At 70.4% G+C, this 25,443-nt stretch carries 19 protein-coding genes and 1 tRNA gene; 7 read left to right on the top strand and 13 right to left on the bottom strand.

Going from position 1 to position 25,443, the window contains the following annotated elements; all coding sequences use genetic code 11:
* Positions 1-126: 126 nt before the first annotated feature.
* Together ACWD68_RS38635 and ACWD68_RS38630 are read right to left on the bottom strand one after the other, a co-directional pair.
* Positions 127-915: a helix-turn-helix domain-containing protein gene (locus ACWD68_RS38635; protein WP_451811144.1), complete on the bottom strand. Its 789-nt coding sequence runs from the start codon at positions 913-915 to the stop codon at positions 127-129.
* A gap of 87 nt (positions 916-1,002) precedes the next feature.
* A tRNA-Leu gene (locus ACWD68_RS38630) sits at positions 1,003-1,085 on the bottom strand.
* 101 nt (positions 1,086-1,186) lie between these two features.
* Between ACWD68_RS38630 and ACWD68_RS38625 the strand changes: the two genes are divergently transcribed.
* Complete coding sequence (locus tag ACWD68_RS38625; protein ID WP_451811143.1) at positions 1,187-1,843, top strand: ANTAR domain-containing response regulator; 657 nt, start codon at positions 1,187-1,189, stop codon at positions 1,841-1,843.
* Positions 1,844-1,979: 136 nt separating this feature from the next.
* On the opposite strand, the gene ACWD68_RS38620 is transcribed toward ACWD68_RS38625, so the two are convergent.
* The 8 genes from ACWD68_RS38620 to ACWD68_RS38585 all read right to left on the bottom strand — a co-directional run bounded on the left by ACWD68_RS38620 (position 1,980) and on the right by ACWD68_RS38585 (position 12,020).
* Positions 1,980-2,696, bottom strand: a complete 717-nt coding sequence (locus tag ACWD68_RS38620) for an ABC transporter ATP-binding protein (protein WP_266757602.1) — start codon at positions 2,694-2,696, stop codon at positions 1,980-1,982.
* Entirely contained in the window at positions 2,693-3,796 is a 1,104-nt protein-coding gene (locus tag ACWD68_RS38615) for an ABC transporter ATP-binding protein (protein ID WP_451811142.1), read from the bottom strand. Before ACWD68_RS38615 ends, ACWD68_RS38620 begins: the two co-directional genes overlap by 4 nt.
* A 5-nt stretch (positions 3,797-3,801) precedes the next feature.
* Positions 3,802-5,583 (bottom strand): branched-chain amino acid ABC transporter permease, encoded by a 1,782-nt coding sequence (locus tag ACWD68_RS38610; protein WP_451811141.1) that lies wholly within the window; start codon positions 5,581-5,583, stop codon positions 3,802-3,804.
* A gap of 5 nt (positions 5,584-5,588) precedes the next feature.
* The gene (locus ACWD68_RS38605) at positions 5,589-6,521 is read right to left on the bottom strand and encodes a branched-chain amino acid ABC transporter permease (RefSeq protein WP_451811140.1); all 933 of its coding nucleotides are present in this window, start codon (positions 6,519-6,521) and stop codon (positions 5,589-5,591) included.
* Between the two features lie 192 nt (positions 6,522-6,713).
* Positions 6,714-7,919 carry a branched-chain amino acid ABC transporter substrate-binding protein gene (locus ACWD68_RS38600; protein WP_451811145.1) on the bottom strand — a complete coding sequence of 402 codons (1,206 nt, stop codon included), beginning with the start codon at positions 7,917-7,919 and terminating at the stop codon, positions 6,714-6,716.
* 411 nt (positions 7,920-8,330) lie between these two features.
* On the bottom strand, positions 8,331-8,627 hold the full coding sequence (locus ACWD68_RS38595) for a hypothetical protein (RefSeq protein WP_451811139.1): 297 nt from the start codon (positions 8,625-8,627) through the stop codon (positions 8,331-8,333).
* Positions 8,628-9,217: 590 nt separating this feature from the next.
* A complete protein-coding gene (locus tag ACWD68_RS38590) occupies positions 9,218-9,679 on the bottom strand; it encodes a PaaI family thioesterase (protein ID WP_451811138.1) in 462 nt (153 codons plus the stop codon).
* Between the two features lie 61 nt (positions 9,680-9,740).
* Positions 9,741-12,020: an FdhF/YdeP family oxidoreductase gene (locus ACWD68_RS38585; protein WP_451811137.1), complete on the bottom strand. Its 2,280-nt coding sequence runs from the start codon at positions 12,018-12,020 to the stop codon at positions 9,741-9,743.
* Positions 12,021-12,189: 169 nt separating this feature from the next.
* On the opposite strand from ACWD68_RS38585, the gene polA reads away from it, so the two are divergent.
* Together polA and ACWD68_RS38575 are read left to right on the top strand one after the other, a co-directional pair.
* Entirely contained in the window at positions 12,190-14,916 is a 2,727-nt protein-coding gene (gene polA, locus ACWD68_RS38580) for a DNA polymerase I (RefSeq protein ID WP_451811136.1), read from the top strand.
* A 200-nt stretch (positions 14,917-15,116) separates the two neighbouring features.
* Positions 15,117-15,620: a hypothetical protein gene (locus ACWD68_RS38575; RefSeq protein WP_451811135.1), complete on the top strand. Its 504-nt coding sequence runs from the start codon at positions 15,117-15,119 to the stop codon at positions 15,618-15,620.
* A 19-nt stretch (positions 15,621-15,639) separates the two neighbouring features.
* Here the strand turns inward: ACWD68_RS38575 and ACWD68_RS38570 are convergent, their stop codons facing one another.
* A complete protein-coding gene (locus ACWD68_RS38570; protein ID WP_451811134.1) occupies positions 15,640-16,494 on the bottom strand; it encodes a DUF4184 family protein in 855 nt (284 codons plus the stop codon).
* Positions 16,495-16,740: 246 nt separating this feature from the next.
* Here ACWD68_RS38570 and ACWD68_RS38565 point away from each other — a divergent pair, with 246 nt between their 5' ends.
* From ACWD68_RS38565 to ACWD68_RS38555, 3 genes are all read left to right on the top strand, one after another.
* The gene (locus ACWD68_RS38565; RefSeq protein WP_451811133.1) at positions 16,741-18,462 is read left to right on the top strand and encodes a lytic transglycosylase domain-containing protein; all 1,722 of its coding nucleotides are present in this window, start codon (positions 16,741-16,743) and stop codon (positions 18,460-18,462) included.
* Positions 18,463-18,650: 188 nt separating this feature from the next.
* Complete coding sequence (locus ACWD68_RS38560; protein ID WP_355202729.1) at positions 18,651-18,785, top strand: SPW_0924 family protein; 135 nt, start codon at positions 18,651-18,653, stop codon at positions 18,783-18,785.
* 25 nt (positions 18,786-18,810) lie between these two features.
* Positions 18,811-19,803, top strand: coding sequence for a DUF3068 domain-containing protein (locus ACWD68_RS38555; RefSeq protein ID WP_451811132.1), 993 nt, complete (start codon positions 18,811-18,813; stop codon positions 19,801-19,803).
* Here the strand turns inward: ACWD68_RS38555 and ACWD68_RS38550 are convergent.
* Positions 19,793-22,405 (bottom strand): ATP-dependent RNA helicase, encoded by a 2,613-nt coding sequence (locus tag ACWD68_RS38550; protein ID WP_451811131.1) that lies wholly within the window; start codon positions 22,403-22,405, stop codon positions 19,793-19,795. The genes ACWD68_RS38555 and ACWD68_RS38550 overlap by 11 nt on opposite strands.
* Positions 22,406-22,628: 223 nt before the next feature.
* Positions 22,629-23,489 (bottom strand): class I SAM-dependent methyltransferase, encoded by an 861-nt coding sequence (locus ACWD68_RS38545; protein ID WP_451811130.1) that lies wholly within the window; start codon positions 23,487-23,489, stop codon positions 22,629-22,631.
* A 316-nt stretch (positions 23,490-23,805) separates the two neighbouring features.
* Between ACWD68_RS38545 and rpsA the strand changes: the two genes are divergently transcribed.
* Positions 23,806-25,311 (top strand): 30S ribosomal protein S1, encoded by a 1,506-nt coding sequence (rpsA, locus tag ACWD68_RS38540; RefSeq protein WP_451811129.1) that lies wholly within the window; start codon positions 23,806-23,808, stop codon positions 25,309-25,311.
* Positions 25,312-25,443 lie beyond the last annotated feature (132 nt).

Below are 25,443 nucleotides of genomic sequence, written 5' to 3'. Positions count from 1 at the left end.
ACGGCCGCCTTACCGCCGGACGAGTGTGAGCCGATCAGCCCACCGAAGAACCTGTAGGCCAAGCAGACGAACCACACCTGATTCCTGATAGACCCCCGGCCGAGGGGCCAAATCCGGCGCCCTGGGTCAGTACTTGGGGCCTACGTGGGTGTCCATGAGGGCTACTGAGGCTTTGCGGGCGACCGAGATGTTGTACGGGTTCCCGTCGCGGGTGCAGTGCGTCCAGTCGATTCCGAGGTTGTCCAGGGTGTCGGTGAAGAGCCCCCGGATGTCGTCCGACTTGTTGGTGAAGAAGTACCGGGGGTACTCGTAGCGCTTGCTCTCGCCGCCGACGACGCGCGTCGTCCAGTTGGTGATGCGACATCCGTCGGAGTGGATGAGCCCCCGGACGAACTCCCAGGGGTGGGCGTCGACGATGTCCTGCTGCCAGGGTTCGAGCACGATCGGGCGCTCGTGCTTCTTGCCGGGGCCGTGTTGGGGGAAGAGGCAGGGCAGATGCTTTGAGTAGACCTTGACATTGCGGCAGCCGGTCTTGCGTACGCGGCAGACGGAGTTGTCAGGGAAGACGGCGCGCATGGCCTGCTGGCAGAGATCCATGAGGCCTGGCCACGACCCGCAACAGGTGATCATGAGGTTGGGTACGCGGTGCTCGGAGTAGTGGCTGATGTGGCCGTCGCCCAGGTACAGCCCCAGCAAGTAGCTGTAGGCGGGAGTGTCCAGCTCTCGACCGTGGCAGCGAGGGCACCTCGGATCGTGCTTTCCGGGGCACTCACCCCGCCTGGCGCGATCCAGATGCTTCCAGTAGCCAATCGTGCCCAGCGGAACGCCGAGCCTTCGTGCCACGTCCGCGTTCTTGGCGCCGTCACGCAGCAGGGTGATCGCATGCTGTCGTACTTCTGTGCCATGGCCGTTCATGTGACCACCCTGAGTCACTGGTCGCCACTCTGCGCAGCACAAAGCGGAGGTCCACGCGAACGTGGACCTCCGCTTTGTGGCGAACTGTGCCGGGTGCGGGATTCGAACCCGCAAGCCCTCTCAGGCAGAGGTGTTTGAGACCTCCGTGTATACCGTTCCACCAACCCGGCGTGATCGGCTGTGCGGAAGCATACCGGGTCATCGCAGCCCGCCGCCGCTAGGTAGTCTTCTTAGGCAGCACTACCTGCCCGGCCCGCAACGAGGAGCCCCCGTGACCGCCCCCGAGTCGCCCCAGCCCGTAGACGCGCCCGACGACGACAAGTCGCACGTGCCTCCGCTGACGACCCGTGTCGTCATCGCCGAGGACGAGGCGCTGATCCGTCTCGACCTCAAAGAGATGCTCGAGGAAGAGGGCTACACCGTCGTAGGTGAGGCGGGTGACGGTGAGCAGGCCGTCGAGCTGGCCCGGGAGCACAAGCCGGACCTCGTGATCCTCGATGTGAAGATGCCGAAGCTGGACGGCATCTCCGCGGCGGAGAAGATCGCCGAGGAGTCCATCGCTCCGGTGCTGATGCTCACCGCGTTCTCGCAGCGCGACCTGGTGGAGCGCGCCCGTGACGCGGGTGCGATGGCGTACCTGGTGAAGCCGTTCAGCAAGAGTGACGTGGTGCCGGCGATCGAGATGGCCGTGTCCCGGTTCGCGGAGCTGAAGGCGCTGGAGGGGGAGATCGCGGATCTCACGCTGCGTCTGGAGACGCGGAAGCTGGTGGACCGTGCGAAGTCGGTGCTGCAGACGGAGTACGGGCTGACGGAGCCGGCGGCGTTCCGGTGGATTCAGAAGACGTCGATGGATCGTCGTATGTCGATGCAGCAGGTCGCGGAGGCGGTCATCGAGGACGCCGAGGAGAAGAAGGCGGCCAAGGGCTAGGACCAGTCCTGGCTCGGCGCCCGGTCGAAGAGTTTCGAAGAGCTTGGTTCCGCGTCGTGTGCGCGGACGGGAGAGGCCCGCACCCCTGACGGAGGTGCGGGCCTCTTCGTGCGACCGGGTGGGGTCGCGGGGCGTGTCAGTCCTCGCCGAGGTATGCCTTGCGGACGGACTCGTCGTGGAGCAGGTCCTGGCCGGTGCCGGAGAGGACGATGCTGCCGACCTCCATGACGTGTGCCTGGTCGGCGAGGGAGAGCGCCGCCTGGGCGTTCTGTTCGACGAGCAGGATGGTCGTGCCGGAGGCCTTGAGTTCGGCGATGGTGGCGAGGATCTTCTGCATCATGATCGGCGAGAGGCCCATGGAGGGTTCGTCGAGCATGAGCAGTTTGGGCTGGGACATGAGGGCGCGTCCCATGGCGAGCATCTGCTGTTCGCCGCCCGAGAGGGTGCCTGCGGCCTGCTTACGGCGTTCTCCCAGGATGGGGAAGAGGTCGTAGGCGCGCTGGATGTCCTTCTCGATGCCCGCCTTGTCGGTGCGGAGGAAGGCTCCGAGCTGGAGGTTCTCCGTGATGGTGAGGCGGGGGAAGATGTGGCGTCCCTCGGGGGAGTGTGCGAGTCCGAGGGCGACGATCTTGTGGGCGGGGACGTTTGCGAGGGGCTGGCCGTCGAAGAGGATGCGGCCTCCGCTGGGCTTGAGGAGCCCGGAGAGGGTGCGCAGGGTCGTCGTCTTGCCGGCGCCGTTGGTGCCGATGAGGGTGACGATCTGGCCGGCTTCGACGGTGAAGGAGATGCCCTTGACGGCTTCGATCTTGCCGTAGGCGACCTTGAGGTCTTCGACCTCGAGCAGTGCGGTCACTGGGCGTTTCCTTCCTTGCTGGTGCTGCTGCCCTGTGCGTCGGAGTCGTCGGACGCGGCGGGTGCCTCGGAGGCTTCGGGGGCGTCGGAGTCGTCGGTCGCCGCGGGGGCGTCGGACGTTCCTTCGGCCTCGGGGGCTTCCGCGGTCTCCGGGGTCTCTTCGGCTTCGTCGGCCGGGGTGGCTTCCGCCGTGTCCTCGGCGTCGGCGGCTTCCTCGGTCTCCGTGGCTTCCGCGACCGCGGCCGGGGTCTCGGTGGCTGCGGCCGCTCCCGCGGCTTCGGCGGCCTCGACCTCGGCGAGTTCTTCCTCGCCGGGGGCGCCCTCGAAGGGGGTTCCGAGGTAGGCGGCGATGACGCGTTCGTCGCCCTGGACGACGTCGGACGTTCCCTCGACGAGCTTTTCGCCCTGGACGAGGCAGGCCACGCGGTCGGACAGGTTGAAGATGAAGCGCATGTCGTGCTCGATGACGAGGACGGCGATGCCCCGGTCGCGGATGGCGAAGACGAGTTCTTCGGTCGCGCGGGTTTCCTGGGGGTTCATGCCGGCGGTGGGCTCGTCGAGGAGGAGCAGGCCGGGCTCGCTCGCCATCGCTCGGGCGATCTCCAGCTTGCGCTGTTCGCCGTAGGGGAGGTTGCGGGAGAGGTGGTCGGCCTTGTGGGCGAGGCCGATGAACTCCAGCAGTTCCATGGCGCGTTCGCGGGAGGCTGCTTCTGCCTTGCGGAAGCCGGGGCCGCGGAGGAGGGCGGACCAGAGGCCTTCCTTGGTGCGGGTGTGGCGTCCGACGAGCACGTTTTCCAGGACGGTCATGTTGGCGAAGAGCCGGATGTTCTGGAAGGTGCGGGCGATGCCGGCGCTGGTGACCAGGTGCGGCTTGGGGGGCAGCACGGTGCCTTTGTAGGCGACCTTGCCCTCGGTGGGGATGTACAGACCGGTGAGGCAGTTGAAGAAGGTGGTCTTGCCCGCGCCGTTGGGGCCGATGAGGCCGACGATCTCTCCGGCGTTGACGGTGAGGTCGACGTTGCGGACGGCGGTGAGGCCGCCGAAGCGCATGGTGACGCCGGTGGCTTCGAGGACGGGGCTGGGGGCTGTGGTGGTGGTCATGTTGGTTACGCCCCTGCCTTGGTGACGCCGACGGTGGAGTCGGGCAGGCCTTGTTCGGGGATGTGGACGGCCTTGTCGCTGTCGTCGCTCTCGTGGAACTCGAGCTGGCGGCGGCGGTTGGCGATGATGCCTTCGGGGCGGAAGCGCATGAGGATGACGAGCGCGATACCGAAGGCGAGAAGCTCGTACTCCTTGAGGAAGCCCAGCTTCTCGGGGAGGAGGTAGAGCAGGGTGGCGCCGAGGATGGGTCCGTTGACGGTGCCCATGCCGCCGAGGACGACCGCGGCGAGCAGGAACGCGGAGTTCGGGGGCACGGAGCCGGCGAACTGGTACGGGGCGGGGTTGACGCTGTAGCCGACGTGGGCGCTGACCGTTCCGGCGAGGCCGGCGAGGGAGGCGCCGAGGGCGAAGGCGATGAGCTTGACGCGGAAGCCGTTGATGCCCATGGCGGTGGCGGCGGTCTCGTCCTCGCGGATGGCGATCCAGGAGCGGCCGATCCGGGAGTCGGCGGCGCGGTTGAACACGACGACGACGAGTCCGGTGATGAGCAGCATCAGCAGGAAGTAGTTCGCGAAGCGGCCGAGGGTGATGCCGCCGATGGCGTGGGCGGCACCGAAGTTGAACCCGAGGATGTTGAGGTCGGGGATCATGGAGATGCCGTTGGGGCCGTTGGTGATGTTGGGGCCGGAGACGCCGTCCATGTTGTTGACGGCGATGCGGAAGATCTCTCCGAAGCCCAGGGTCACGATGGCGAGGTAGTCGCCGCGCAGTCGCAGGGTGGGGGCGCCGATGAGGACGCCGAAGACGAGCGATGCGGCCATGCCGGTGAGCATGGCGGCCCAGAAGGGGAACTGGACGCCGGAGAAGCGGGAGAACTCGGAGCCGGAGACGAGGGCCGCGGCGTAGGCGCCGACGCCGAGGAAGGCGACGTATCCGAGGTCGAGGAGTCCGGTGAGGCCGACGACGATGTTGAGGCCGAGGGCGACGGTTCCGACGACGAGGATGTTCACGCCGAGGTTGGCGTTGTGCTCGTTGTTCTCGACGAAGGGGAAGATCGCCGCGGCGAGGAACGCCATGGTGGTGGCGAATCCCTTGTGGCGGGCGTTCAGTTGGGCGAAGCGGTCGAAGAGTCCGGCGGTGAGCAGGGCCCAGGTGCCGAAGACGACGAGGAGCAGGTAGCCCAGGAACGTTTCGCTTGCGTCGGGGTCGACGCCGATGCCGTAGGTGAAGACGATCAGCGCGAGGGCGGTGGCGCCGGTGATGACGAGGCGCTCGTGCCAGCCGGCCATTTTGGCGGCCGGGGGGATGAGGTCGGGCTTGGTGACGTAGTCCTTGAAGGTGTCACCGGGCTTGGGGAGTGCCAGGGTGCCGAGGAGGGCTATCAGGGAGCCGACGGCGGCGATGTAGGCGCCGGGCTCGAGTGCGACGAGGCCCTTGAGGTCGACGGCGATGGCGATCGCGCTGAACCAGCTGACGGCGAACGCGGAGGTGGCGGCGAGGACGACGGGCTGGGTGGCGCCCGCCGGGTTGAGCCAGCCGAGGCCGCGGACGTTGAAGAGGGTCAGGACGAAGAGAAGGGTGAAGGCGCCGGCGACGAGGGCGAGGATCTGGAGTCCGGCCGGGGAGCCGTAGTAGGTGAGGTCCCCGGGGAAGTCGGACGTGTAGGTCCAGGACATGAACGTGCTGGCGATGGTGGCGATGGCGCCGACGGCGATGAGGGCGCGGGCGGCGCTCTCGGGGAGTGCGATCAGGCCGCGCTCGGTGGTGGTGGTCTCGGTAGTTGCCATGGTGCTCACGCCCTGTCCGCGACGCGTTCGCCGACTAGGCCTTGTGGCCTGAACAGCAGTACGAGGATGAGGAGTACGAAGGCCCAGACGGAGGACCAGCCGCCGCCGCCGAGCTGCTGCATGCCCGGGATGCCGTCGATGTAGCTGGTGGCCATGGTTTCGGCGAGGCCGAGGACGAGGCCGCCGATCATGGCGCCGTAGATGTTGCCGATGCCGCCGAGGACTGCCGCGGTGAAGGCCTTGAGGCCCATCTGGAAGCCCATGTCGTACTTCACCGTGCCGTAGCGCAGGCCGTAGGCGACGGCTGCGACGGCGGCGAAGAAGCCGCCGATGGCGAAGGCGATGACGATGATGCGGTTGGTGTCGATGCCCATGAGCTGTGCGGTGTCAGGGTCCTGCGCGGTGGCCTGCATGGCGCGGCCGGTGCGGGAGAGGCTGACGAACAGGGCGAGGGCCGCCATGCAGAGGGGGGCGGCGACGATGACGAAGACGCTGCCGCTCTGGATGCTGACGGAGCCGATGTGCAGGGGCCCGAAGGGGAGCTGCGGGAACGTGATGTCGGTCTTGGCGTCCGGGTACCCGTTGAACACGACCTGCTGCAGGGCGAGGGACAGGCCGATGGCGGTGATGAGGGGGGCGAGGCGTGGCGCTCCGCGCAGTGGTCGGTAGGCGAAGCGTTCGGCCCCGACGGCGATGAGGACGGAGACGACTCCGCCGCCTATCAGCATCGCTGGGAGGGCTATCCACATGGATGTGCCGTTTGGCAGAACGTAGAGGTAGACCGTGAGTGCGCCGAAGCCGCCGGTCATGAAGATCTCGCCGTGGGCGAAGTTGATGAGCTGGACGATGCCGTACACCATCGTGTAGCCGATGGCGATCAGCCCGTACATCGAGCCGAGGAACAGCCCGTTGGCCAGCTGCTGCGGCAGGGTGTTCACCGCATGGCCTCCATGTGGTGGGGAGAATTGAGCAGGGCGTATGAAGCGGGCCGCGCGGTGACGTGTGGTCGTGGCCGCGCGGCCCTGGGTTGTGCTGAGGGCCTGTCCGGCGGACGGTCCGGGCGTGCGGTGCCGCTGGGGCGCCGTGCCTGGATTCGGACCTGTCCGCCGGAGTGGCCCGGGTGGTGCGGATCAGCCCTTGGCCGTGCCGCTCTTGACGGCCTTCCACTTGCCGTCGACGACCTGGTAGACGGTGAGCTGCTTGTTGTTGGTGTCGCCGTACTCGTCGAAGGAGACGGGGCCGGCGATGCCGTCGAACTTGGTGTTCTGGACCTCGGCGACGATCTTGGCGCGGGCGCCGTCCGGGATCTTGCCGTCCTTCACGACGTTGCCGATGGCCTTGATGATGGCCGTGGCGGCGTCGTAGGAGTAGCCACCGTAGGTGCCGTAGTCGCCCTTGAGGCCGGAGGCCTTGTACTTCTTGATGAAGTCGGCGGCGGAGGGCAGGGAGTCGACGGGCTGGCCGACCGAGGTGACGAGGTCGCCCTCGGAGGTCTTGCCGGCGGTCTCGATGTAGGTCGGGGTGAACATGCCGTCACCGCCGAACAGCGGGATCTTGACTCCGCCGTCCTTGAGCTGCTTGGTGAGCTTCTCCGACTCGTCGTACTGGCCGCCGTAGTAGACGAGGTCGGCCTTGGAGTTCTTGATCTTGGTGACGAGGGACGAGAAGTCCGTGTCGCCGGTGTTGACGTGGTCCTCGCCCGCGACCTTGCCGCCGGCCTTGGTGAAGCCGGCCTTGAAGAGCTTGGCGAGGCCGGCGCCGTAGGTCTGCTTGTCGTCGACCACGTACACCTTGCGCTTCTTCAGCGTGTTGTAGGCGTATTCGGCCGCGAAGCCGCCCTGGAGGGCGTCGGTGGTGGCGGTGCGGAAGTACGTCTTGAACGGGCGGGTCTTCTCGGTCTGCCAGTTCTTGCCCTGGGTGAGCTCGGGGGCCGTGTTGGACGGCGAGATCTCGACCAGGCCGGCGGTGTCGAAGACCTGCTGCATCTGGGTGGCGACGCCGGAGTTCAGCGGGCCGACGACGCCGAGGACCTTCTCGTTCTGGACGAGCTGGGTGGCGTTGGCCTGGCCGGAGGCCGGGATGGCCTTGTCGTCGAGCGCCTTGACCTTGAAGGTCACGCCGGGAACGGTGTTGTTCTTGTTGGCGTCGTCGACGGCGATCTGGACGCCGCCCTGGATGCCGAGGCCGGTGGCGGAGTTCTGACCGGTCAGCGGGGCGTCGACGCCGATGATGATCTCGGTCTTCTTGTCGCCCTTGCTGTCGCCGCCGTCGTCGCGCGAGCCGCAGGCGGTCAGCGTGAGTGCTCCTGTAGTGAGCACGGCGGTGAGTATGACCATAGAACGCTGTCGCACGTTGAATCCTCTCCCTGGCGCGGCACCCCAGGGTGGGGGCCGTGTGTCTCGCCGGGCCGTACTGGATGAAGCAGGGCCGTGCAGTGACGCGCCCGGCGGCGCGGTGACTGGCCGTGACTATAAGCGCAGGTAGGGGGAGTGGGCAGCGGCGTCGGGAAGGCTGTGACGCTCTTGTTATGCGGGGGTGTCCTCGAGGGCGTGGGGCGGACGATCGGAGCATTTCGGTGTGCTGGTCGGTGGCGGTTGTGTGTTCGCATGCTGAGAACGCCCTGCTCCGGGTTTGTGGCGGAGAGCGGAGGCCGGTGGCGCGGCGCCGTGGAGGTGCGCCGCGGGGGGCGTGGCGCGGCGCGCCTCGCGGTGCGGGGATTGCTTCGTTACGGCAGAGGTAACCGACTGTTACCGCCGTGTGAGGTGGTCGAGGGTGTCTTGGCCGGGTGAAGTGGGTGTGGGAGAGGGCGGGTTGGGGAAGCGGAGGGCGCGCAGGTCGGTCCGCGGGTCGTGCGGGTGGGTGCCGCTGAAGAGAAAGCTTTGCTGTTGCTGTGCGGTCTTGTTGCTGATGAGCAGGTCGAGGTGGGGGAGCTCGATGGCGGGCGGCAGGGCGGCGCACTTGTATACGGAGATACGTACCGTGATCGTGCGGGGATTTCCGGCCCTTACTGTCAGTGGCAGCCGGGGTGTGGTGGTGGCGCTCAACTCGGGTAGTCCGGCGCCTACTTGGTGGACGGTCACGGGGGGTGCCGCGGGCGACGTCGACCTCGAAGCGGAAGGAAGTGGGCGCGGGGCCGCGGCCCTTGTGGTGGAGGGTGGTGACACCGGCGGGCCACGGGTAGGGGTTCGGTGCGGCCCCGGGTGGCCGGGGCGGGGCGCAGGGTGAGGACGGCGGCCCGTTGCGGTCGCGATGATGATCAGGGCCGGGGCGAGGCGCCGGTAGGGGCGCGGGAGCGCGGTCCAACGGGCGCTGAGGTGTGCGGGGTTCGACCTCAGTACGCCGGCGTGCGCGTCCTGGTGGGGGCCGTCGGCTTCGGCGGGGCGGTACGGCTCGACGGGCCCGATGCCGGTCATGTCTCACGCTGAGCCGGAGGGCGTGGCTCCGCCGATGGGCGGCGCGGGTGGGGGCTGGGTGCCCCGGGAGGCGGGTGCTCCCGGGCGGGCCCGTGTGTTCCCGCCGACCGGGGGGGGAGAGTGCTGCCCCTTGGAGGGCTCCCGGAGGGCAGCCCCTCGGAAGGGGTGCCCCCTCGGAAGGCGTGCCCCCTCGGAGGGTCCTCCGGGGCGGACTCCCGGGGTCAGCTCTGGGGTGCGTCCTTGAGGATGCAGGTGAGGCGGGCGCTGCAGACGCGCTTGCCGTCCTCGTCGGTGATGGCGATCTCGTACGTCGCCGAGGTGCGTCCGCGGTGGACGGGGGTGGCGACGCCGGTGACGAGGCCGGAGCGGACGCCGCGGTGGTGGGTGCAGTTCAGGTCGACGCCGACGGCGATCTTGGAGATGCCGCCGTGGAGCATGGCGCCGACGGAGCCGATGGTCTCGGCGAGGACGGCGGAGGCTCCTCCGTGCAGGAGGCCGTAGGGCTGGGTGTTGCCCTCCACGGGCATGGTGCCCACGACGCGGTCCGCGGACGCTTCGACGATCTGGACGCCCATGCGGTTGCCGAGGTGGCCCGCGGAGAACAGTGCGGGCAGGTCGATGCCGAGTGCGGCGTACTCGTCGAGGACCTCTTGCGGGAACTTCACGGTGTGCTGTTCGCCCATGGGGCCGGGCTCCGTTCGTCGTGGACCACTTCGTCGTGGTTTCTGCTCACTGAGCGAACGCTCAGTCGGCTGTCGATTGTTCCAGACGGACGACCACGGACTTGCTGGCAGGGGTGTTGCTGGTGTCGGCGGTGGCGTCGAGGGGGACCAGGACGTTGGTCTCCGGGTAGTAGGCGGCGGCGCAGCCCCGGGCGGTCGGGTAGTGCACGACGCGGAAGCCGGGCGCGCGCCGCTCCACGCCGTCCTTCCATTCGCCGACCAGGTCGACGTACGAGCCGTCCGCGAGCTTCAGCCGGCGTGCGTCCTCGGGGTTGACGAGGACGACCCGGCGGCCGTTCTTGATGCCCCGGTATCGGTCGTCGAGTCCGTAGATGGTGGTGTTGTACTGGTCGTGGGAGCGCAGGGTCTGCAGCAGCAGGCGGCCCTCGGGGAGCTCGGGGTACTCGACGGGCGCGGCGGTGAAGTTGGCCTTGCCGGTGGCCGTCGGGAAGCGGCGCTCGTCGCGAGGGGCGTGCGGGAGGGCGAAGCCGGCCGGGTCGGCCACGCGGGCGTTGAAGTCCTGGAAGCCGGGGATCACGCGCGCGATGCGGTCGCGGATGCTCGCGTAGTCCTTCTCGAAGTCTTCCCAGGGTGTGGTGCTGCGCTCGCCGAGGACCCTGCGGGCGAGGCGGGCCACGATGGCGGGCTCGGACAGCAGGTGCGGGCTCGCGGGCTCCAGGCGGCCCCGTGAGGCGTGCACCATGCCCATGGAGTCCTCGACGGTCACGAACTGCTCGCCGCTGCCCTGGAGGTCGCGCTCGGTGCGTCCGAGGGTGGGCAGGATGAGGGCACGCGCGCCCGTGACGGCGTGCGAGCGGTTCAGCTTGGTGGAGACGTGCACGGTCAGCCGGGCGCGTCGCATGGCCGCCTCGGTGACCTCGGTGTCGGGGGACGCGGAGACGAAGTTGCCGCCCATGGCGAAGAAGACCTTGGCCTCGCCGTCGCGCAGTGCGCGGATGGCCCGTACGACGTCGTAGCCGTGTTCGCGGGGCGGCGCGAAGCCGAACTCCTTCTCCAGGGCGTCGAGGAAGGCCGGGGCGGGGCGCTCGAAGATGCCCATGGTGCGGTCGCCCTGCACGTTCGAGTGACCGCGCACCGGGCAGACGCCGGCTCCCGGGCGGCCGATGTTGCCGCGCAGCAGGAGGAAGTTGACGACTTCCCGGATCGTCGGAACGGAGTGCTTGTGCTGGGTGAGACCCATGGCCCAGCACACGATGGTGCGCTCGGAGGCGAGGACCATGGTCAGGGCCTCGTCGATCTCGTCGCGGGTGAGGCCGGTCGCGGTGAGTGTCTCGTCCCAGTCGGCGGCGCTGGCGGCCTGGGCGAACTCCTCGAACCCGTGGGTGTGTTCGGTGACGAAGGCGTCGTCGACGGCGCCTTCGGTGGCGAGGATGAGCTTGTTCAGCAGGCGGAAGAGTGCCTGGTCGCCGCCGAGGCGGATCTGCAGGAAGAGGTCGGTGAGCGCGGCGCCCTTGAGCATGCCCCGGGGGGTCTGCGGGTTCTTGAAGCGTCCCATGCCCGCTTCTGGGAGCGGGTTGACCGTGATGATCCGGGCGCCGTTCGCCTTGGCCTTCTCCAGGGCCGAGAGCATGCGCGGGTGGTTCGTGCCGGGGTTCTGCCCGGCGACGATGATCAGGTCCGCCCGGTAGAGGTCGTCGAGCAGGACGCTGCCCTTGCCGATGCCGATGGTCTCGGAGAGGGCGGAGCCCGACGACTCGTGGCACATGTTCGAGCAGTCCGGCAGGTTGTTCGTGCCGAGTTCGCGGGCGAACAGCTGGTAGAGGAACGCGGCCTCGTTGCTGGTGCGGCCCGACGTGTAGAAGAGGGCCTCGTCGGGGGAGCCGAGCGCCGCGAGTTCCTCGGCGACGATGCCGAAGGCGCGCTCCCAGCCGATGGGCTCGTAGTGGTCGGCGCCCTCGGGGAGGTACATGGGGTGCGTGAGGCGCCCCTGCTGGCCGAGCCAGTAGCCGCTGCGGCCGGCGAGGTCGGAGACGGGGTGCGCGGCGAAGAAGTCCGGGGTCACCCGGCGCAGGGTGGCCTCCTCGGCGACCGCCTTCGCGCCGTTCTCGCAGAACTCCGCCGTGTGCCGGTGCTCCGGCTCGGGCCAGGCGCAGCCCGGGCAGTCGAAGCCGTCCTTCTGGTTGAGGCGCAGGAGGGTGAGCGCGGTGCGTCGCACGCCCATCTGCTGCTGGGCGATGCGCAGGGTGTGTCCGATGGCGGGCAGCCCGGCCGCGGCGTGCTTGGGCTCGGTGACCTGCGGCGCGTCCTGGATCGGATCGCTTTTCGGCGGCTTGCTGGCCATCGCTGAACCCCTTCGCGTGCGCACGTCGGTGTGCGTCTCCTCGTACCCCTTCGATCCTTGCACGCGCGTCCTGCGGCGACGGTCGGGGGCCGGGGGAGCGCGGGCCGGGCGGGAGTGTGCCGGGCCGGGAGGGCTCTCGATGTCAGCGGGGCGTGACAGGATCGGGGGCGTGGCAGAAACAGCATCGAAGAAGACCGAGAAAACCGCAGGTAAGGGCCGTCCGCGGCTGATGCTCATGGATGGGCACTCGCTGGCCTACCGCGCGTTCTTCGCGCTGCCCGCCGAGAACTTCACCACCGCGACGGGCCAGCCGACGAACGCCATCTATGGTTTCGCGTCGATGCTGGCGAACACGCTGCGCGACGAGTCGCCCACGCACTTCGCGGTGGCGTTCGACGTCTCGCGCAAGACCTGGCGCTCCGAGGAGTTCACCGAGTACAAGGCGAACAGGTCGAAGACCCCGGACGAGTTCAAGGGGCAGGTCGAGCTGATCGGCGAGGTGCTGGACGCGATGCACGCGCAGCGGTTCGCGGTGGACGGCTTCGAGGCCGACGACATCATCGCGACGCTCGCCACCCAGGCCGAGGCCGAGGGCTTCGAGGTGCTGATCGTCACCGGCGACCGCGACTCCTTCCAGCTGGTCTCCGAGCACACGACGGTGCTCTACCCGACGAAGGGTGTCTCCGAGCTGACCCGGTTCACCCCGGAGAAGGTCTTCGAGAAGTACGGGCTGACGCCGGCGCAGTACCCCGACTTCGCGGCGCTGCGAGGCGACCCGTCGGACAACCTGCCGGGCATCCCCGGGGTCGGCGAGAAGACGGCCGCGAAGTGGATCAACCAGTTCGGTTCGTTCGCGGAGCTGGTCGAGCGCGTCGACGAGGTCAAGGGCAAGGCCGGGCAGAACCTGCGCGACCACCTGGAGGCGGTGAAGCTCAACCGCCGTCTCACCGAGATGGTCAAGGACGTCGAGCTGCCCCGGGCGGTCGCCGACCTGGAGCGGGCCGCCTACGACCGTACGGCCCTCGCGATGGTCCTGGACACCCTGGAGATCCGTAACCCCTCGCTGCGCGAGCGGCTGCTCGCCGTGGACCCGGGGGCCGCGGAGGCCGAGGAGACGCGGCCCGTCGCCGAGGGCGTCGAGATCGACGGCACGGTGCTGGGAGCGGGCGAGCTGAAGCCGTGGCTCGCCGAGCACGGCACGGTGGTTCTGGGCATGTCCACGGTCGATTCGTGGGCGCTGGGCACGGGCGCCGTCGCCGAGGTGGCCCTCGCGGCCGGTGCGGGCGCGGCCGTCTGGTTCGACCCGTCCCAGCTGGACGAGTCCGACGAGAACGCGTTCGCGACGTGGCTCGCCGACCCCGGGAAGCACAAGGTCATGCACAGCGCCAAGGGCGCGATGCGGGTCTTCGCCGAGCACGGCTGGACCATCGAGGGTGTGACCATGGACACCGCGCTGGCCGCCTATCTGGTCAAGCCGGGCCGCCGCTCCTTCGCGCTGGACGCGCTGTCCTTGGAGTACCTGGGGCGGGAGCTCGGTCCCGCCGCCGCGGCCGACGGCCAGCTCGCCTTCGGCACGGACGAGCAGGCGGAGGCCGACGCGCTGATGGCGCAGGCCCGCACGATCCTCGACCTGGGCGAGGCGTTCGGGGAGAAGCTCCAGGAGGTCGGCGCGGCCGACCTGCTGCGCGACATGGAGCTGCCCACGTCCAGCCTGCTGGCCCGCCTGGAGCGGCACGGCATCGCGGCGGACCGGGCCCATCTGGAGGCCATGGAGCAGATGTTCGCCGGGGCTGTGCAGCAGGCCGTGAAGGAGGCGCACGCGGCCGCGGGGCACGAGTTCAACCTCGGCTCGCCCAAGCAGCTCCAGGAAGTCCTCTTCGGTGAGCTGGCCCTTCCGAAGACCAAGAAGACCAAGACGGGCTACACGACGGACGCGGACGCCCTGGCCTGGCTCGCGGCGCAGACGGAGAACGAACTGCCCGTGATCATGCTCCGCCACCGGGAGCAGGCCAAGCTGCGCGTCACCGTCGAGGGCCTGATCAAGTCCATCGCCGCGGACGGCCGCATCCACACCACCTACAACCAGACGGTCGCGGCGACCGGCCGGCTGTCGTCGACCGATCCGAACCTGCAGAACATCCCGGTCCGCACGGACGAGGGCCGGGCGATCCGCCGCGGCTTCGTGGTCGGTGAGGGCTTCGAGTCCCTCATGACCGCGGACTACAGCCAGATCGAACTGCGGGTGATGGCCCATCTGTCCGAGGACGAGGGCCTGTTGGAGGCGTTCGCCTCCGGCGAGGACCTGCACACCACCGTGGCCTCCCAGGTGTTCTCCGTGGAGCGGTCCGCGGTCGACGCCGAGATGCGCCGCAAGATCAAGGCGATGTCGTACGGCCTCGCCTACGGGCTGTCGGCCTTCGGCCTCTCCCAGCAGCTGAACATCGAGGCGGGCGAGGCCCGTGCGCTGATGGACACGTACTTCGAGCGCTTCGGCGGCGTACGCGACTATCTGCGCCGGGCGGTCGACGAGGCCCGGGCGACGGGCTACACCGCGACGCTCTTCGGGCGCCGCCGCTATCTGCCGGATCTCAACAGCGACAACCGGCAGCGGCGCGAGGCGGCCGAGCGCATGGCCCTCAACGCGCCCATCCAGGGCACGGCCGCCGACATCGTCAAGATCGCGATGCTCAATGTGGACCGGGCGCTGCGCGAGGCGAAGCTCACCTCGCGCATGCTCCTTCAGGTCCATGACGAAATCGTCCTGGAGATCGCCCCCGGTGAGCGGGAGAGGACCGAGGAGCTGCTGCGCCACGAGATGGCGTCCGCCGTCCAGCTCCGAGCCCCGCTGGACGTCTCCGTCGGCTCGGGCCCGGACTGGGAGTCCGCGGCGCACTAGCGTCCGCGGGGCCGCCTTCGGCCCACGGGTGCGGGCCCGGCACCGCGCGGTGCCGGGCCCGCGTGCCGCACGGCCGCGGCGGATTCGCCTCGGGGCGAATTCTGCGCTCCCGCGCGCTTTCCGCGGCTCCGGAGCGAACCGTCACTCGCGTGGCCCTCGCGAAGGGGCCGGGCGCCGAAGGGTCCCGCAAGGATGCGGGCATGGGTATACGCACGCTCCACCGCCGTACGGCCATGGCCACCACCGTCGTGGTCGCGACCGTGACGGTCACCGCGGCCGTCGTCCCGGCGCTGTTCGCGCGGGTACCCGCCCTCGCCGCGGAAGCGGGCACCGCCCAGCTGCCCGCGGCCGACCGTTCCCCCCACGGCCCGGACCGCACCGGCTGGACGTTCCGCGACCTGTGTGCGGCGCTGCCCGCACGCCGATGTGCGCCCTCCGGCATGCCGCGCGGTCCGAAGGAGCATCGCGAGAACGGCCGGCTGCCCCGGGCCGTCCACGGTCGACGTGTGCACGGCACCGGCGCCTTCACCGGTCCCGCCCGCACTTATCGCATCGTCGTCCTGTCGTACGACAACCCGACGGCGGCACCCCCGACGACGGCGCACGGGGTCCGCGTGATCGAACGCATCGCCCGCGCCGTGCACCGCGGCTTCAGCCGTGGACGCGGTCTGCTCCCGGGTCCCGGCCCCGCGTCCGGGGCGTGACCCGGACGGCAGCCCCGGGTCAGCGGGGAGCGGGACGGCTCGGCTCCGGGCGGGGCGCCGCCGGGCCGGGACGAGCCAGGGCGGGACGCCACACCCTGACCGCGGCGACGTACAGGCCGAGACCGAGGACCAGGCCCGCGCCCCCGCCGAAACACAGCGTCGGAATCAGCTCCCACGGTTTCGCGACGGACCCCCAGTACGCCCACCAGCGCAGCGTCCGCTGCACCGCGGCCACGAGCGCGCAGCACCCGATCACCGCACCGGCCAGCCACCGGTCGGCCGCCGACAGGACCGGCACACCCGCGACCGGGCCGTGCGGCGTGCGGCGCAGCGCGAGCACCACGAACGTCACGATCACGGCGGCCGCCACCGCCGAACTCCCGTACTGGACGTACCAGTAGAGCGGTGAGCCACCGAGATCCCGTCCGAGGACGGGGAAGAGCCGCGTCCCCCACCGGTCGTGATGCGTGAACGCGTCCCACACCACATGCGTCAGCGCGCCGACCGCCGCGGAGACGTACCACCACAGAACCACCGGCGCACTTACCGGCTCGCGTGTGGCCCCGCAGCGCAGGAGCCGCGCCGTGCGCCCCTGCCGTGTCGCGGGCATCAGCGCCACCAGAGGTTCGCGCAGCACCAGCCAGGCACCCACCAGCGCCCACGCGATGAGCACGTCGACGGTGAACACTCCGGTGAACGCGTGGGTGAAGCTGCCGAACTCCATCGCCCCGGGCAGCACGCTCGCCGCGTAGTAGGTCATGTCGGGAGCGAAGGAACCGGCCACGAGAACGGCGGGAATCAATCGGCCGCGACCGGTTCCGTCCCCGCGTACGGCGGGAAGCACGGCCGCCGCGTGACTGAGAGTGAAGGGCAAGTCGTCTCCCTGCGGCTGCTGTTGGCCGGGTATGTCCGGCCCGTTGATCACCGGCGGCCAGTATGCGGGACGACGGCTCATGGCCAACTGGTGAATACCGGGCGCGAACGGGTCCCCGCGCGAGGGAAGTTGTCGTAGGGTCGCCTGGGTCGCCGTGCCGGGGAGCACGGCCGGAATACGGCGGAAGTGCACGGGGATCTGAGAGACGGCGGGTTCGTCCGGTCGTCCGTGGGAGGGGTTCACTCAATGGCGGCGCAATTCGGCAGGAGGCTGCGCAAGGGCGCGGCAACCACCGCTGTGGCCGCGGCCGCGGTCGCGGCTCTGTCCGCCTCGCAGGCCCCGGGGGTGGCCGTCGACGACCAGGGCAGACGGGCGGCCGGTGCCGACGTCGGCCAGGACGTGAACGACGCGGGCGGGGACGGAACGGCGACGGGCAACTCGCGCTACTTCACCGACCTTCCGCCGCTGGAGAGCCCGAACCCCGCGCCGACCGTGGGGGACGGCACTCCCACCGCCGCGGGCTCCGCCGAGGCGGGCATCCCCGCGACCGTGCTGGACGCCTACAAGCAGGCCGAGGCGTCGCTGCGGGAGTCCAAGCCCACCTGCAACCTGCCCTGGCAGCTCCTCGCGGCGATCGGCAAGGTCGAGTCGGGCCAGGCCCGCGGCGGCCGCGTCGACGCGGCGGGCACGACCCTGTCACCGATCCTGGGCCCGGTCCTCAACGGCAACGGCTTCGCCAGCATCAAGGACACCGACAACGGCGCCTACGACGGCGACAGCACGTACGACCGCGCGGTGGGCCCCATGCAGTTCATCCCCTCCACCTGGGAGTGGTCGGGCCGCGACGGCAACGGCGACGGCAAGAAGGACCCCAACAACATCTACGACGCGGCGCTCGCCGCAGGGCACTACCTGTGCCGCTTCGACCACGACATGGCCGTCCCGTCGCAGATGAACGCCTCGATCCTCAGCTACAACAACTCCACCGCCTACCTCCACACCGTCCTGTCGTGGCTGCAGTACTACCGCAAGGGCACGCACGAGGTCCCGGACGGCACGGGCACGCTGCCCTCGCACAACAGCGACGGCTCGACCACACCCAGCCCCGGCCCCACACCACCGGTGCCCTCCCCGCCGGCAGGCCACACGCCGGGCGGCGGTCCCAAGAACCCCGACCCGAAGCCGACCCCGCCCGCCCCGTCGACGCCGCCCTCCACCCCGTCCCCGCCCGCGACACCGCCCCCGACCAGCCCGCCCACCACCCCGCCGACGCCCACCCAGACGGTGGACCACCTGGCGGACGCGGACACCGGGAAGCTCACGGCGACGGCGGGCGACACCTTCGCGCGGAAGGTCGTCGTGCGGACCGAGGACAAGACCGACAAGGCCGTGGCCAAGGTCCGCGTGCGGTTCACGATCCTCGGCGACACGGACGCCGCCTTCACCGGCGGCGAGAGCGTCGCCACCGTGCTCACCGACAAGCTCGGCACCGCCACCGCGCCCGCGCTCGTGGCCGGGGAGAAGACCGGTGACCTCACGGTCCGCGTCACCGTCGTGGGCCGCGTCATGTCCGGCCTCGACTACACGGCGACCGTCACCGCGCGCCAGGCCGACACCCTGGCCCGCACCACCGACACCGCGCTCACCTGCGTGCCGGGCGGCGAGTTCGCCGGCCAGGTCGAGCTGAAGGCCACCTACAAGGGAGCCGCCGCGGGCAAGGTCGCCGCCACCGCGACTCTCCTCAAGTCCGCCGACGACGCCACCGAGAACGACAAGGGCCCCTACTTCAAGGACGCCGACGGCAAGACCGTCCGGACCCTCACCGACCTCACCACGGACGCGGACGGCCTGCTCAAACTGCCGAAGCTGTACGCCGACGACACCACCGGCACCTACCTCCTCCGCATCACCACCACCGGCGGAGCTACCCTCACCATCGAACTGACCGTGGCAGCCGCCGCTTCGTAGACCCGCGCCGCCACCGCGCGGCCCGTGCGCGCCCCGGGGCGCCCCTCCGCTCACGCCGGAGGGGCGCCCCGGTCCGATCCCGGTCCGATCCCGGTCCGTTGTGTGTGCGACGTGTTCTCATCTCGGCCCGCCGTTGCTACGGTGCCGGACCTGACGATGTATCAGCTCCTGGCCCTCGGGAGGCCCGCATGCGTGCCCTCATCGCCGCCGCGACCGGTCTCGCCGTGGCACTCGCGCTGGTCCTGACCATCACGGCCATGGGCTCGCCGGCCGGCCAGACCTCGCCGAAGCCGATGCTCACCACCGTCCCCAAGCACCCCTGACGCACGCACCGGGAGGGCCGTCGAGATGCGCCGCAAGGCAAGCCTGATCCTGCTCGCGCTCGCCGTGTTCTTCGCGGCGCTGTCCCCGCTGCTGCGCTGGTACGCCTTCCCGCGCCTGGCCAAGATCCCGGCGAACCAGTACCAGGACATGGTTCTGGAGGCGAAGGACGCGACCCTCCTCGACTACGGCACCATGCGGGCCAGGAAGGTCTCCAAGGTCACCGTCGTGCAGACCCTCAAGGGCAATGTGGAGGCCTCCGAGAGGATCGAGCGGACCGCGGGCCGTGACGTCGTCGTCTGGGACTCCCTCTCCTACGTCCAGGGACCCGACGGGAAGATGGTCTCCAAGCTCCCCGAGCGCTACATCTTCGACGCGCACAGCCAGGACCCCGTCCACGCCACCGGCGAGTCCGTCGACGGCGACCCCGTCACCCGCCAGGGCATCGAGTTCAAATGGCCCTTCCGGACCGAGAAACGGGACTACGAGTACTTCGACGCGCAGACCCGCACCTCCGCGCCCATCCACTACGAAGGCACCAAGACCTTCCGGGGAGTCGAGGTCTACTACTTCGAGCAGACCATCCCCTGGACGAAGGTGAAGTTCCCCAAGGTCATGCCCGTCCAGGGCATCACCCCGGAGTCCGTCGCCAAGACCGGCACCACCCGCTGGTACACCACCGTCCGCCGCTTCTGGGTCGAGCCGGTCACCGGAGCACCCGTCTACGGCGAGGAGATCCACAAGGAGGAACTCCGCGGCGGCACGCTCCTGGGCGACCGGGACAAGGTGACCGCCTTCTCCGGGCACGTGAAGATGCGGGAGGACTACATCAGGCACACCGTCGACCTGGTCAAGTCGAACCGCACCCTCGTCCTGATGATGACCTCCTACCTCCCCTGGGGCTTCCTGCTCCTGGGTGCCGTCCTGCTGTCCCTCTCGCTGTACCTGGAGGCCCGGAGCCGCAGGCCCGGTGACGCGGCACCCGCTCCGGCAACCGACCCCGAGCCCGTCAGCGCCTGAGCCGCGCGTTCGTGAACCGCGTCGGCTCGGCCGTCGCCGGGTCCTCGGGCCACGGATGCTTGGGGTACCGGCCGCGCAGCTCGGCCCGTACGCCCCTGTAGCCGTCCTTCCAGAAGGACGCGAGATCGGCGGTGACCGCGGCGGGCCGGCCCGCGGGGGAGAGGAGATGCACGAGAACGGGCACGCCGGCGACGGCGGGCGACGCGTGCAGCCCGAACATCTCCTGCAGCTTCACGGCGAGCACCGGCTGCCCGGGGTCGGCGTAGTCGACGCGGATCCTCGACCCGCTCGGCACCTCGATCCGTTCGGGCGCGAGCTCGTCGAGCCGGGCCGCCTCCCCCGTCGCCCAGGGCAGCAGCCGGGCCAGCGCCTGCCCGGCAGAGATCCGCCCCAGGTCCGCCCGCCGCCGGGCTCGGCTCAGCTCCGGCTCCAGCCACTCCTCCACGCGCGCGTGGAGCGCCTCGTCGGAGACGTCCGGCCACGGGTCACCGAGCCGCCGGCGCAGGAACGCCAGCCGCTGCCGCAGCACCTCGGCGTCCGGCGACCACCGCAGCAGACCGAAGCCCTCCTCCCGCAGCCCTTCGAGCAGCGCCTCCCGTACGAGCCCGGGGTCCGCGTTCCGCAGCGGCCGCACGGCCAGCTCGACCGCCCCCAGCCGCTCCACCCGCCGCGCGACGACATCGCCCTCGGCCCAGTGGACCTCCTCGCCCTCGGAGTGCAGACCGTCGGCGGCCCGCCGTGCCGTCCGCTCGTCGATCACGGCCGCGAGCCGCACGCGCGCGTGCCCCCTGCCGACGGGACGGTCGGCGACCGCCACCGCGAGCCAGGGAGCACCACGCAGGACGGACCCCTCACCGACGTCGGCGCGGGTCCCGTTGACCATGAGATGGGAGCCGCCCTGCTCACGTGCCAGGCGCTCGGGGAACGCCAGCGCGGCGACCAGCCCGACGACCCGGTCGTCCCCGAGCTCCGCCGGTGTCCCGCCGTCCGCCGGGGCACGGTCACGGTCCCCTCCGCGCCCCGGCCCCTCGGCACGTCCCCTCTGGGAAGAAGGGGAGCCGGCGGCGGACGAAGGGGAGCCGGACGCGGGCCCGACGCCGGCCGCCGCGGAGCGAAGACGGCGCGACTCGGTGCGCCAGCGGGCCGCGTAGGCGTCGCCCCCGCGCCGGGCGGTGCGCCAAGCGGCCGCCAGGTCGTCGCCGTACTCGCGCGGGGGCTCCTCGCTCAGCAGGGCGACCACGTCGGCGGCCCGCGACACGCCCACCACCGGGGTCGCGTCCAGCAGCGCCCGGGCGAGCCGGGGGTGCAGGCCCAGCCGGGACATGCGCACGCCGCGCTCCGTGGCCCGCCCCGCGGCGTCGACCGCGCCCACGGCCGACAGGACGGCCCGCGCCGCCGCCATCGCCCCGCCCGGCGGCGGATCCAGCAGTGCCAGCCCCGTCGCCTCCGGATCGCCCCAGCAGGCCGCCTGGAGGGCGAACGCCGTCAGATCGGCCATCTTGATCTCCGGCGCCGGGAACGGCGTCAGACGGCCGTCCTCCGCCTCCGTCCAGCACCGGTACACCGCGCCCGGCGCCTCACGCCCGGCCCGCCCCGCCCGCTGCCGTCCGGCCGCCTGCGAGGCCCGTACGGTCGCCAGGGCGCTCAGCCCGCGCGCGTGGTCCACCCGCGGCTCCCGCGCCAGCCCCGAGTCCACGACCACCCGCACCCCGGGAACCGTCAGCGACGACTCGGCCACCGAGGTCGCGAGGACCACCCGGCGCCGCGCACCCGGCGCGAGCACCGCGTCCTGCACGGCGGCCGGAGCCCGCCCGTGCACCTGAAGCACATCGACGCCCCCGGGAGCGCCCAGCTGACCGGCGACCCGCGCGATCTCCCCGACCCCGGGAAGGAAGCACAGGACATCCCCCGAGCGTTCGGCCAGCGCCCGGCGCACCGTGGACGCCACATGCGTCAGCAGCGCCGGGTCCACCCGCATCCCGTGCGGGGGCCGTACCGGGCGCGCGGGCGGTGCCCACACCACCTCGACCGGATACGACACACCCGCCGCCTCGATGACCGGCGCGTCGCCCAGCAGCCGTGCCCAGCCCCCGGCGTCCGTCGTCGCGGACGCGGCGACCAGCCGCAGCTCGGGACGGAGGGCGGCCCGCACGTCCAGCAGGAACGCGGCCACCGTGTCGGCGTCCAGATGCCGCTCGTGGCACTCGTCGAGCACGACCACGTCGACGCCCGCCAGCTCCTGGTCCCGCTGCAACCGCTGGAGCAGGACGCCGGTCGTGACGACCTCCACGCGTGTGCGGGGGCCGACCACCCGCTCCCCGCGCACCGTGAAGCCGACGCTTTCGCCGACCTGCTCGCCCAGCAGCCATGCCATCCGCCGCGCGGCGGCCCGTGCCGCGATCCGCCGGGGCTCGGCCACCACCACCCGGCGCGCCGGGCGCCCGTCGTTCAGGAGACCCGCCAGGGCCAGCGGTACCAGCGTCGTCTTGCCGGTGCCGGGCGGCGCCACCAGCACCGCGCTGCCGTGCCCCTCCAGGGCATCGTCCAGACCGGGCAGGGCACCACGTACGGGCAGCACGTCCAGGGCGTCGTAACGGATCACGCCCCCAGTCTCGTACGGGCGTCAACTCGTACGAGCGGCGAACCGGCGCCCGCGGACCCCGGGCCGGCCTCCGCGCGGGCGGGCGCGGCATCGGTGGGAGCGGGGCACGCGCGCGTGCGGTAAGCGTGCACCCTCGTACGCCTACGCGCGCGTGCCTCTCTACTCGGAGCGCTCCGAGTACGCAGCCCCGTACACGCAGCCCTTCAGGCCGCAGCCCCGTACGTCAGTCCCGCTCGCAGACGAAGATCGCCGTGCCCGGAACGAGGTTGCCGCGCAGCGGGGACCAGCCGCCCCACTCCTGGGTGTTCCAGGCGGGCCACTCCGGCTCGACGATGTCGACCAGGCGGAAACCGCCGGCCACCACGTCGCGCACCCGGTCGCCGACCGTCCTGTGGTGCTCGACGTAGACCGCGCGGCCCTCATCGTCCTGCTCCACGTACGGGGTGCGGTCGAAGTAGGACGCGGACACCGTCAGACCCTCGGGGCCCGGCTCGTCCGGGAACGCCCAGCGGACCGGGTGCGTGACGGAGAAGACGAAACGGCCGCCCGGGCGCAGCACCCGGTGGACCTCCCGCAGCACCAGCACCGGGTCGGCGACGAACGGCAGCGCGCCGTACGCCGAGCACGCGAGGTCGAAGGAGCCGTCGGCGAACGGCAGCGCGCTCGCGTCCGCCTCCACCAGGGGCACGGTGCCCCCGATGCGCAGCGCGTGCTGGAGCTGGCGGTGGGAGAGGTCCAGGGCGACCGGACGCGCGCCCTGGCCCGCCAGCCAGCGCGAGCACTGCGCCGCGCCGGCGCCGATCTCCAGGACGTCCTTGCCCTTGAGGTCCTCCGGCGGGCCGAGGAGTTCGGCCTCCACCTCGTCGAGGCCCTCGGGACACCACACGAATCGGTCGTCGCCGAGGAACGTGCCGTGTTCGATCTGGTACTCGTCCGCGTTCCGGTCCCACCAGCCCCGGTTCGCCCGGGAACTCTCGGTGAGATCCGCGGCGCGTCGGGTGGCTTCCGGTTCGAACGGTTCGGGCTCTTGGATGATCGGCTCCCTCGTCGTACTCTTCCGTCCAACCCGTCTCGGGCGTGTCACGACAGAGGCGTCCTACTGCCCGCGTGGCCTTGTGAGACAGGTCTTGTGCCGGGATTGAGGCGATCCGCCCCGGGTGTGCGCCTTCGCGCATTGACCCTGCCCGGCTGCCCCCGTATGCTACAAGTTGCGCTGCGGGCCTGCGCGCCTCAGACGTAGCAGGCTGCGCTCGCATCTGTATGTATGTCCCCTCGGTTTTCGAGGCGCCTCCGGCTTTTGTCGGGGCGCTTCCTTGGCTGTCCGGCTTCTACAGGGCGAAACGGGCTCACGGCGTAAGCAGTACCTACGACTCACTGTCCGTACCGGAGCCCTTTCCCACATGACGAGCAGCACCGAGACCACCTCTACCACGCCGCAGGTAGCGGTCAACGACATCGGTAACGAGGAAGCATTCCTCGCCGCGATCGACGAGACGATCAAGTACTTCAACGACGGCGACATCGTCGACGGCGTCATCGTGAAAGTCGACCGGGACGAGGTCCTGCTCGACATCGGTTACAAGACCGAAGGTGTCATCCCGAGCCGCGAGCTCTCGATCAAGCACGACGTCGACCCGAACGAGGTCGTCAAGGTCGGCGACGAGATCGAAGCCCTTGTTCTCCAGAAGGAGGACAAGGAAGGCCGCCTGATCCTCTCGAAGAAGCGCGCCCAGTACGAGCGCGCCTGGGGCACCATCGAGAAGATCAAGGAAGAGGACGGCATCGTCACCGGCACCGTCATCGAGGTCGTCAAGGGTGGACTCATCCTCGACATCGGCCTCCGTGGCTTCCTGCCGGCTTCTCTCGTCGAGATGCGCCGTGTCCGCGACCTCCAGCCCTACGTGGGCAAGGAGCTCGAGGCCAAGATCATCGAGCTGGACAAGAACCGCAACAACGTGGTCCTGTCCCGCCGCGCCTGGCTGGAGCAGACCCAGTCCGAGGTTCGCCAGACGTTCCTCACGACCCTGCAGAAGGGTCAGGTCCGCTCCGGCGTCGTCTCCTCGATCGTCAACTTCGGTGCCTTCGTGGACCTGGGTGGCGTCGACGGCCTGGTGCACGTCTCCGAGCTCTCCTGGAAGCACATCGACCACCCCTCCGAGGTTGTCGAGGTCGGCCAGGAAGTCACCGTCGAGGTCCTCGACGTCGACATGGACCGCGAGCGCGTCTCCCTGTCGCTCAAGGCGACGCAGGAAGACCCGTGGCAGCAGTTCGCCCGGACGCACCAGATCGGTCAGGTCGTCCCGGGTAAGGTCACGAAGCTCGTCCCGTTCGGTGCGTTCGTCCGCGTGGACGAGGGCATCGAGGGTCTGGTCCACATCTCCGAGCTGGCCGAGCGCCACGTGGAGATCCCGGAGCAGGTCGTCCAGGTCAACGACGAGATCTTCGTCAAGGTCATCGACATCGACCTCGAGCGCCGCCGCATCAGCCTCTCGCTGAAGCAGGCCAACGAGGCCTTCGGTGCCAACCCGGCGTCGGTCGACTTCGACCCGACCCTGTACGGCATGGCCGCGTCGTACGACGACCAGGGCAACTACATCTACCCCGAGGGCTTCGACCCCGAGACCAACGACTGGCTCGAGGGCTTCGAGTCCCAGCGTGAGGTGTGGGAGACGCAGTACGCCGAGGCGCAGCAGCGCTTCGAGCAGCACCAGGCTCAGGTCATCAAGTCCCGCGAGGCCGACGCGCAGGCCGAGGCCGAGGGTGCCAGCACCTCCAGCGCGGCTCCGGCCGCGTCCGGTGGCGGCGGCGGTTCGTACTCCTCGGAGTCGGACGACAACTCCGGCGCCCTGGCGTCGGACGAGGCCCTGGCGGCTCTCCGCGAGAAGCTCGCCGGCGGCCAGAGCTGAATGCTCTCCGCTAGCAAGTAGCTGAAAGAAGTGGGGGGGGGGGCCGGAATGGGGGGGGGCCTCGCGAGGGGGGGGGGGTTTGTTTGTGTGGTTGTTTTTGCGTCTTCTTATTTTTGTTGTTGAACGTGAGCC

The organism is Streptomyces sp. NPDC005141 (assembly GCF_053599975.1).
Note: the sequence above shows the minus strand (reverse complement) of the source record. Positions and strands in the feature narration are given on the sequence as shown.

Bases quoted from the DNA above. Each gene is read 5' to 3' on its own strand.
- ACWD68_RS38560 (WP_355202729.1), top strand. From the start codon at position 18,651: ATGCGTGCCCTCATCGCCGCCGCGACCGGTCTCGCCGTGGCACTCGCG.
- ACWD68_RS38610 (WP_451811141.1), bottom strand. From the start codon at position 5,583: ATGGCAACTACCGAGACCACCACCACCGAGCGCGGCCTGATCGCACTC.
- ACWD68_RS38600 (WP_451811145.1), bottom strand. From the start codon at position 7,919: ATGGTCATACTCACCGCCGTGCTCACTACAGGAGCACTCACGCTGACC.
- ACWD68_RS38615 (WP_451811142.1), bottom strand. From the start codon at position 3,796: ATGACCACCACCACAGCCCCCAGCCCCGTCCTCGAAGCCACCGGCGTC.
- ACWD68_RS38635 (WP_451811144.1), bottom strand. From the start codon at position 915: ATGAACGGCCATGGCACAGAAGTACGACAGCATGCGATCACCCTGCTG.
- ACWD68_RS38590 (WP_451811138.1), bottom strand. From the start codon at position 9,679: ATGGGCGAACAGCACACCGTGAAGTTCCCGCAAGAGGTCCTCGACGAG.
- rpsA (WP_451811129.1), top strand. From the start codon at position 23,806: ATGACGAGCAGCACCGAGACCACCTCTACCACGCCGCAGGTAGCGGTC.
- ACWD68_RS38585 (WP_451811137.1), bottom strand. From the start codon at position 12,020: ATGGCCAGCAAGCCGCCGAAAAGCGATCCGATCCAGGACGCGCCGCAG.
- ACWD68_RS38575 (WP_451811135.1), top strand. From the start codon at position 15,117: ATGGGTATACGCACGCTCCACCGCCGTACGGCCATGGCCACCACCGTC.
- ACWD68_RS38565 (WP_451811133.1), top strand. From the start codon at position 16,741: ATGGCGGCGCAATTCGGCAGGAGGCTGCGCAAGGGCGCGGCAACCACC.
- ACWD68_RS38555 (WP_451811132.1), top strand. From the start codon at position 18,811: ATGCGCCGCAAGGCAAGCCTGATCCTGCTCGCGCTCGCCGTGTTCTTC.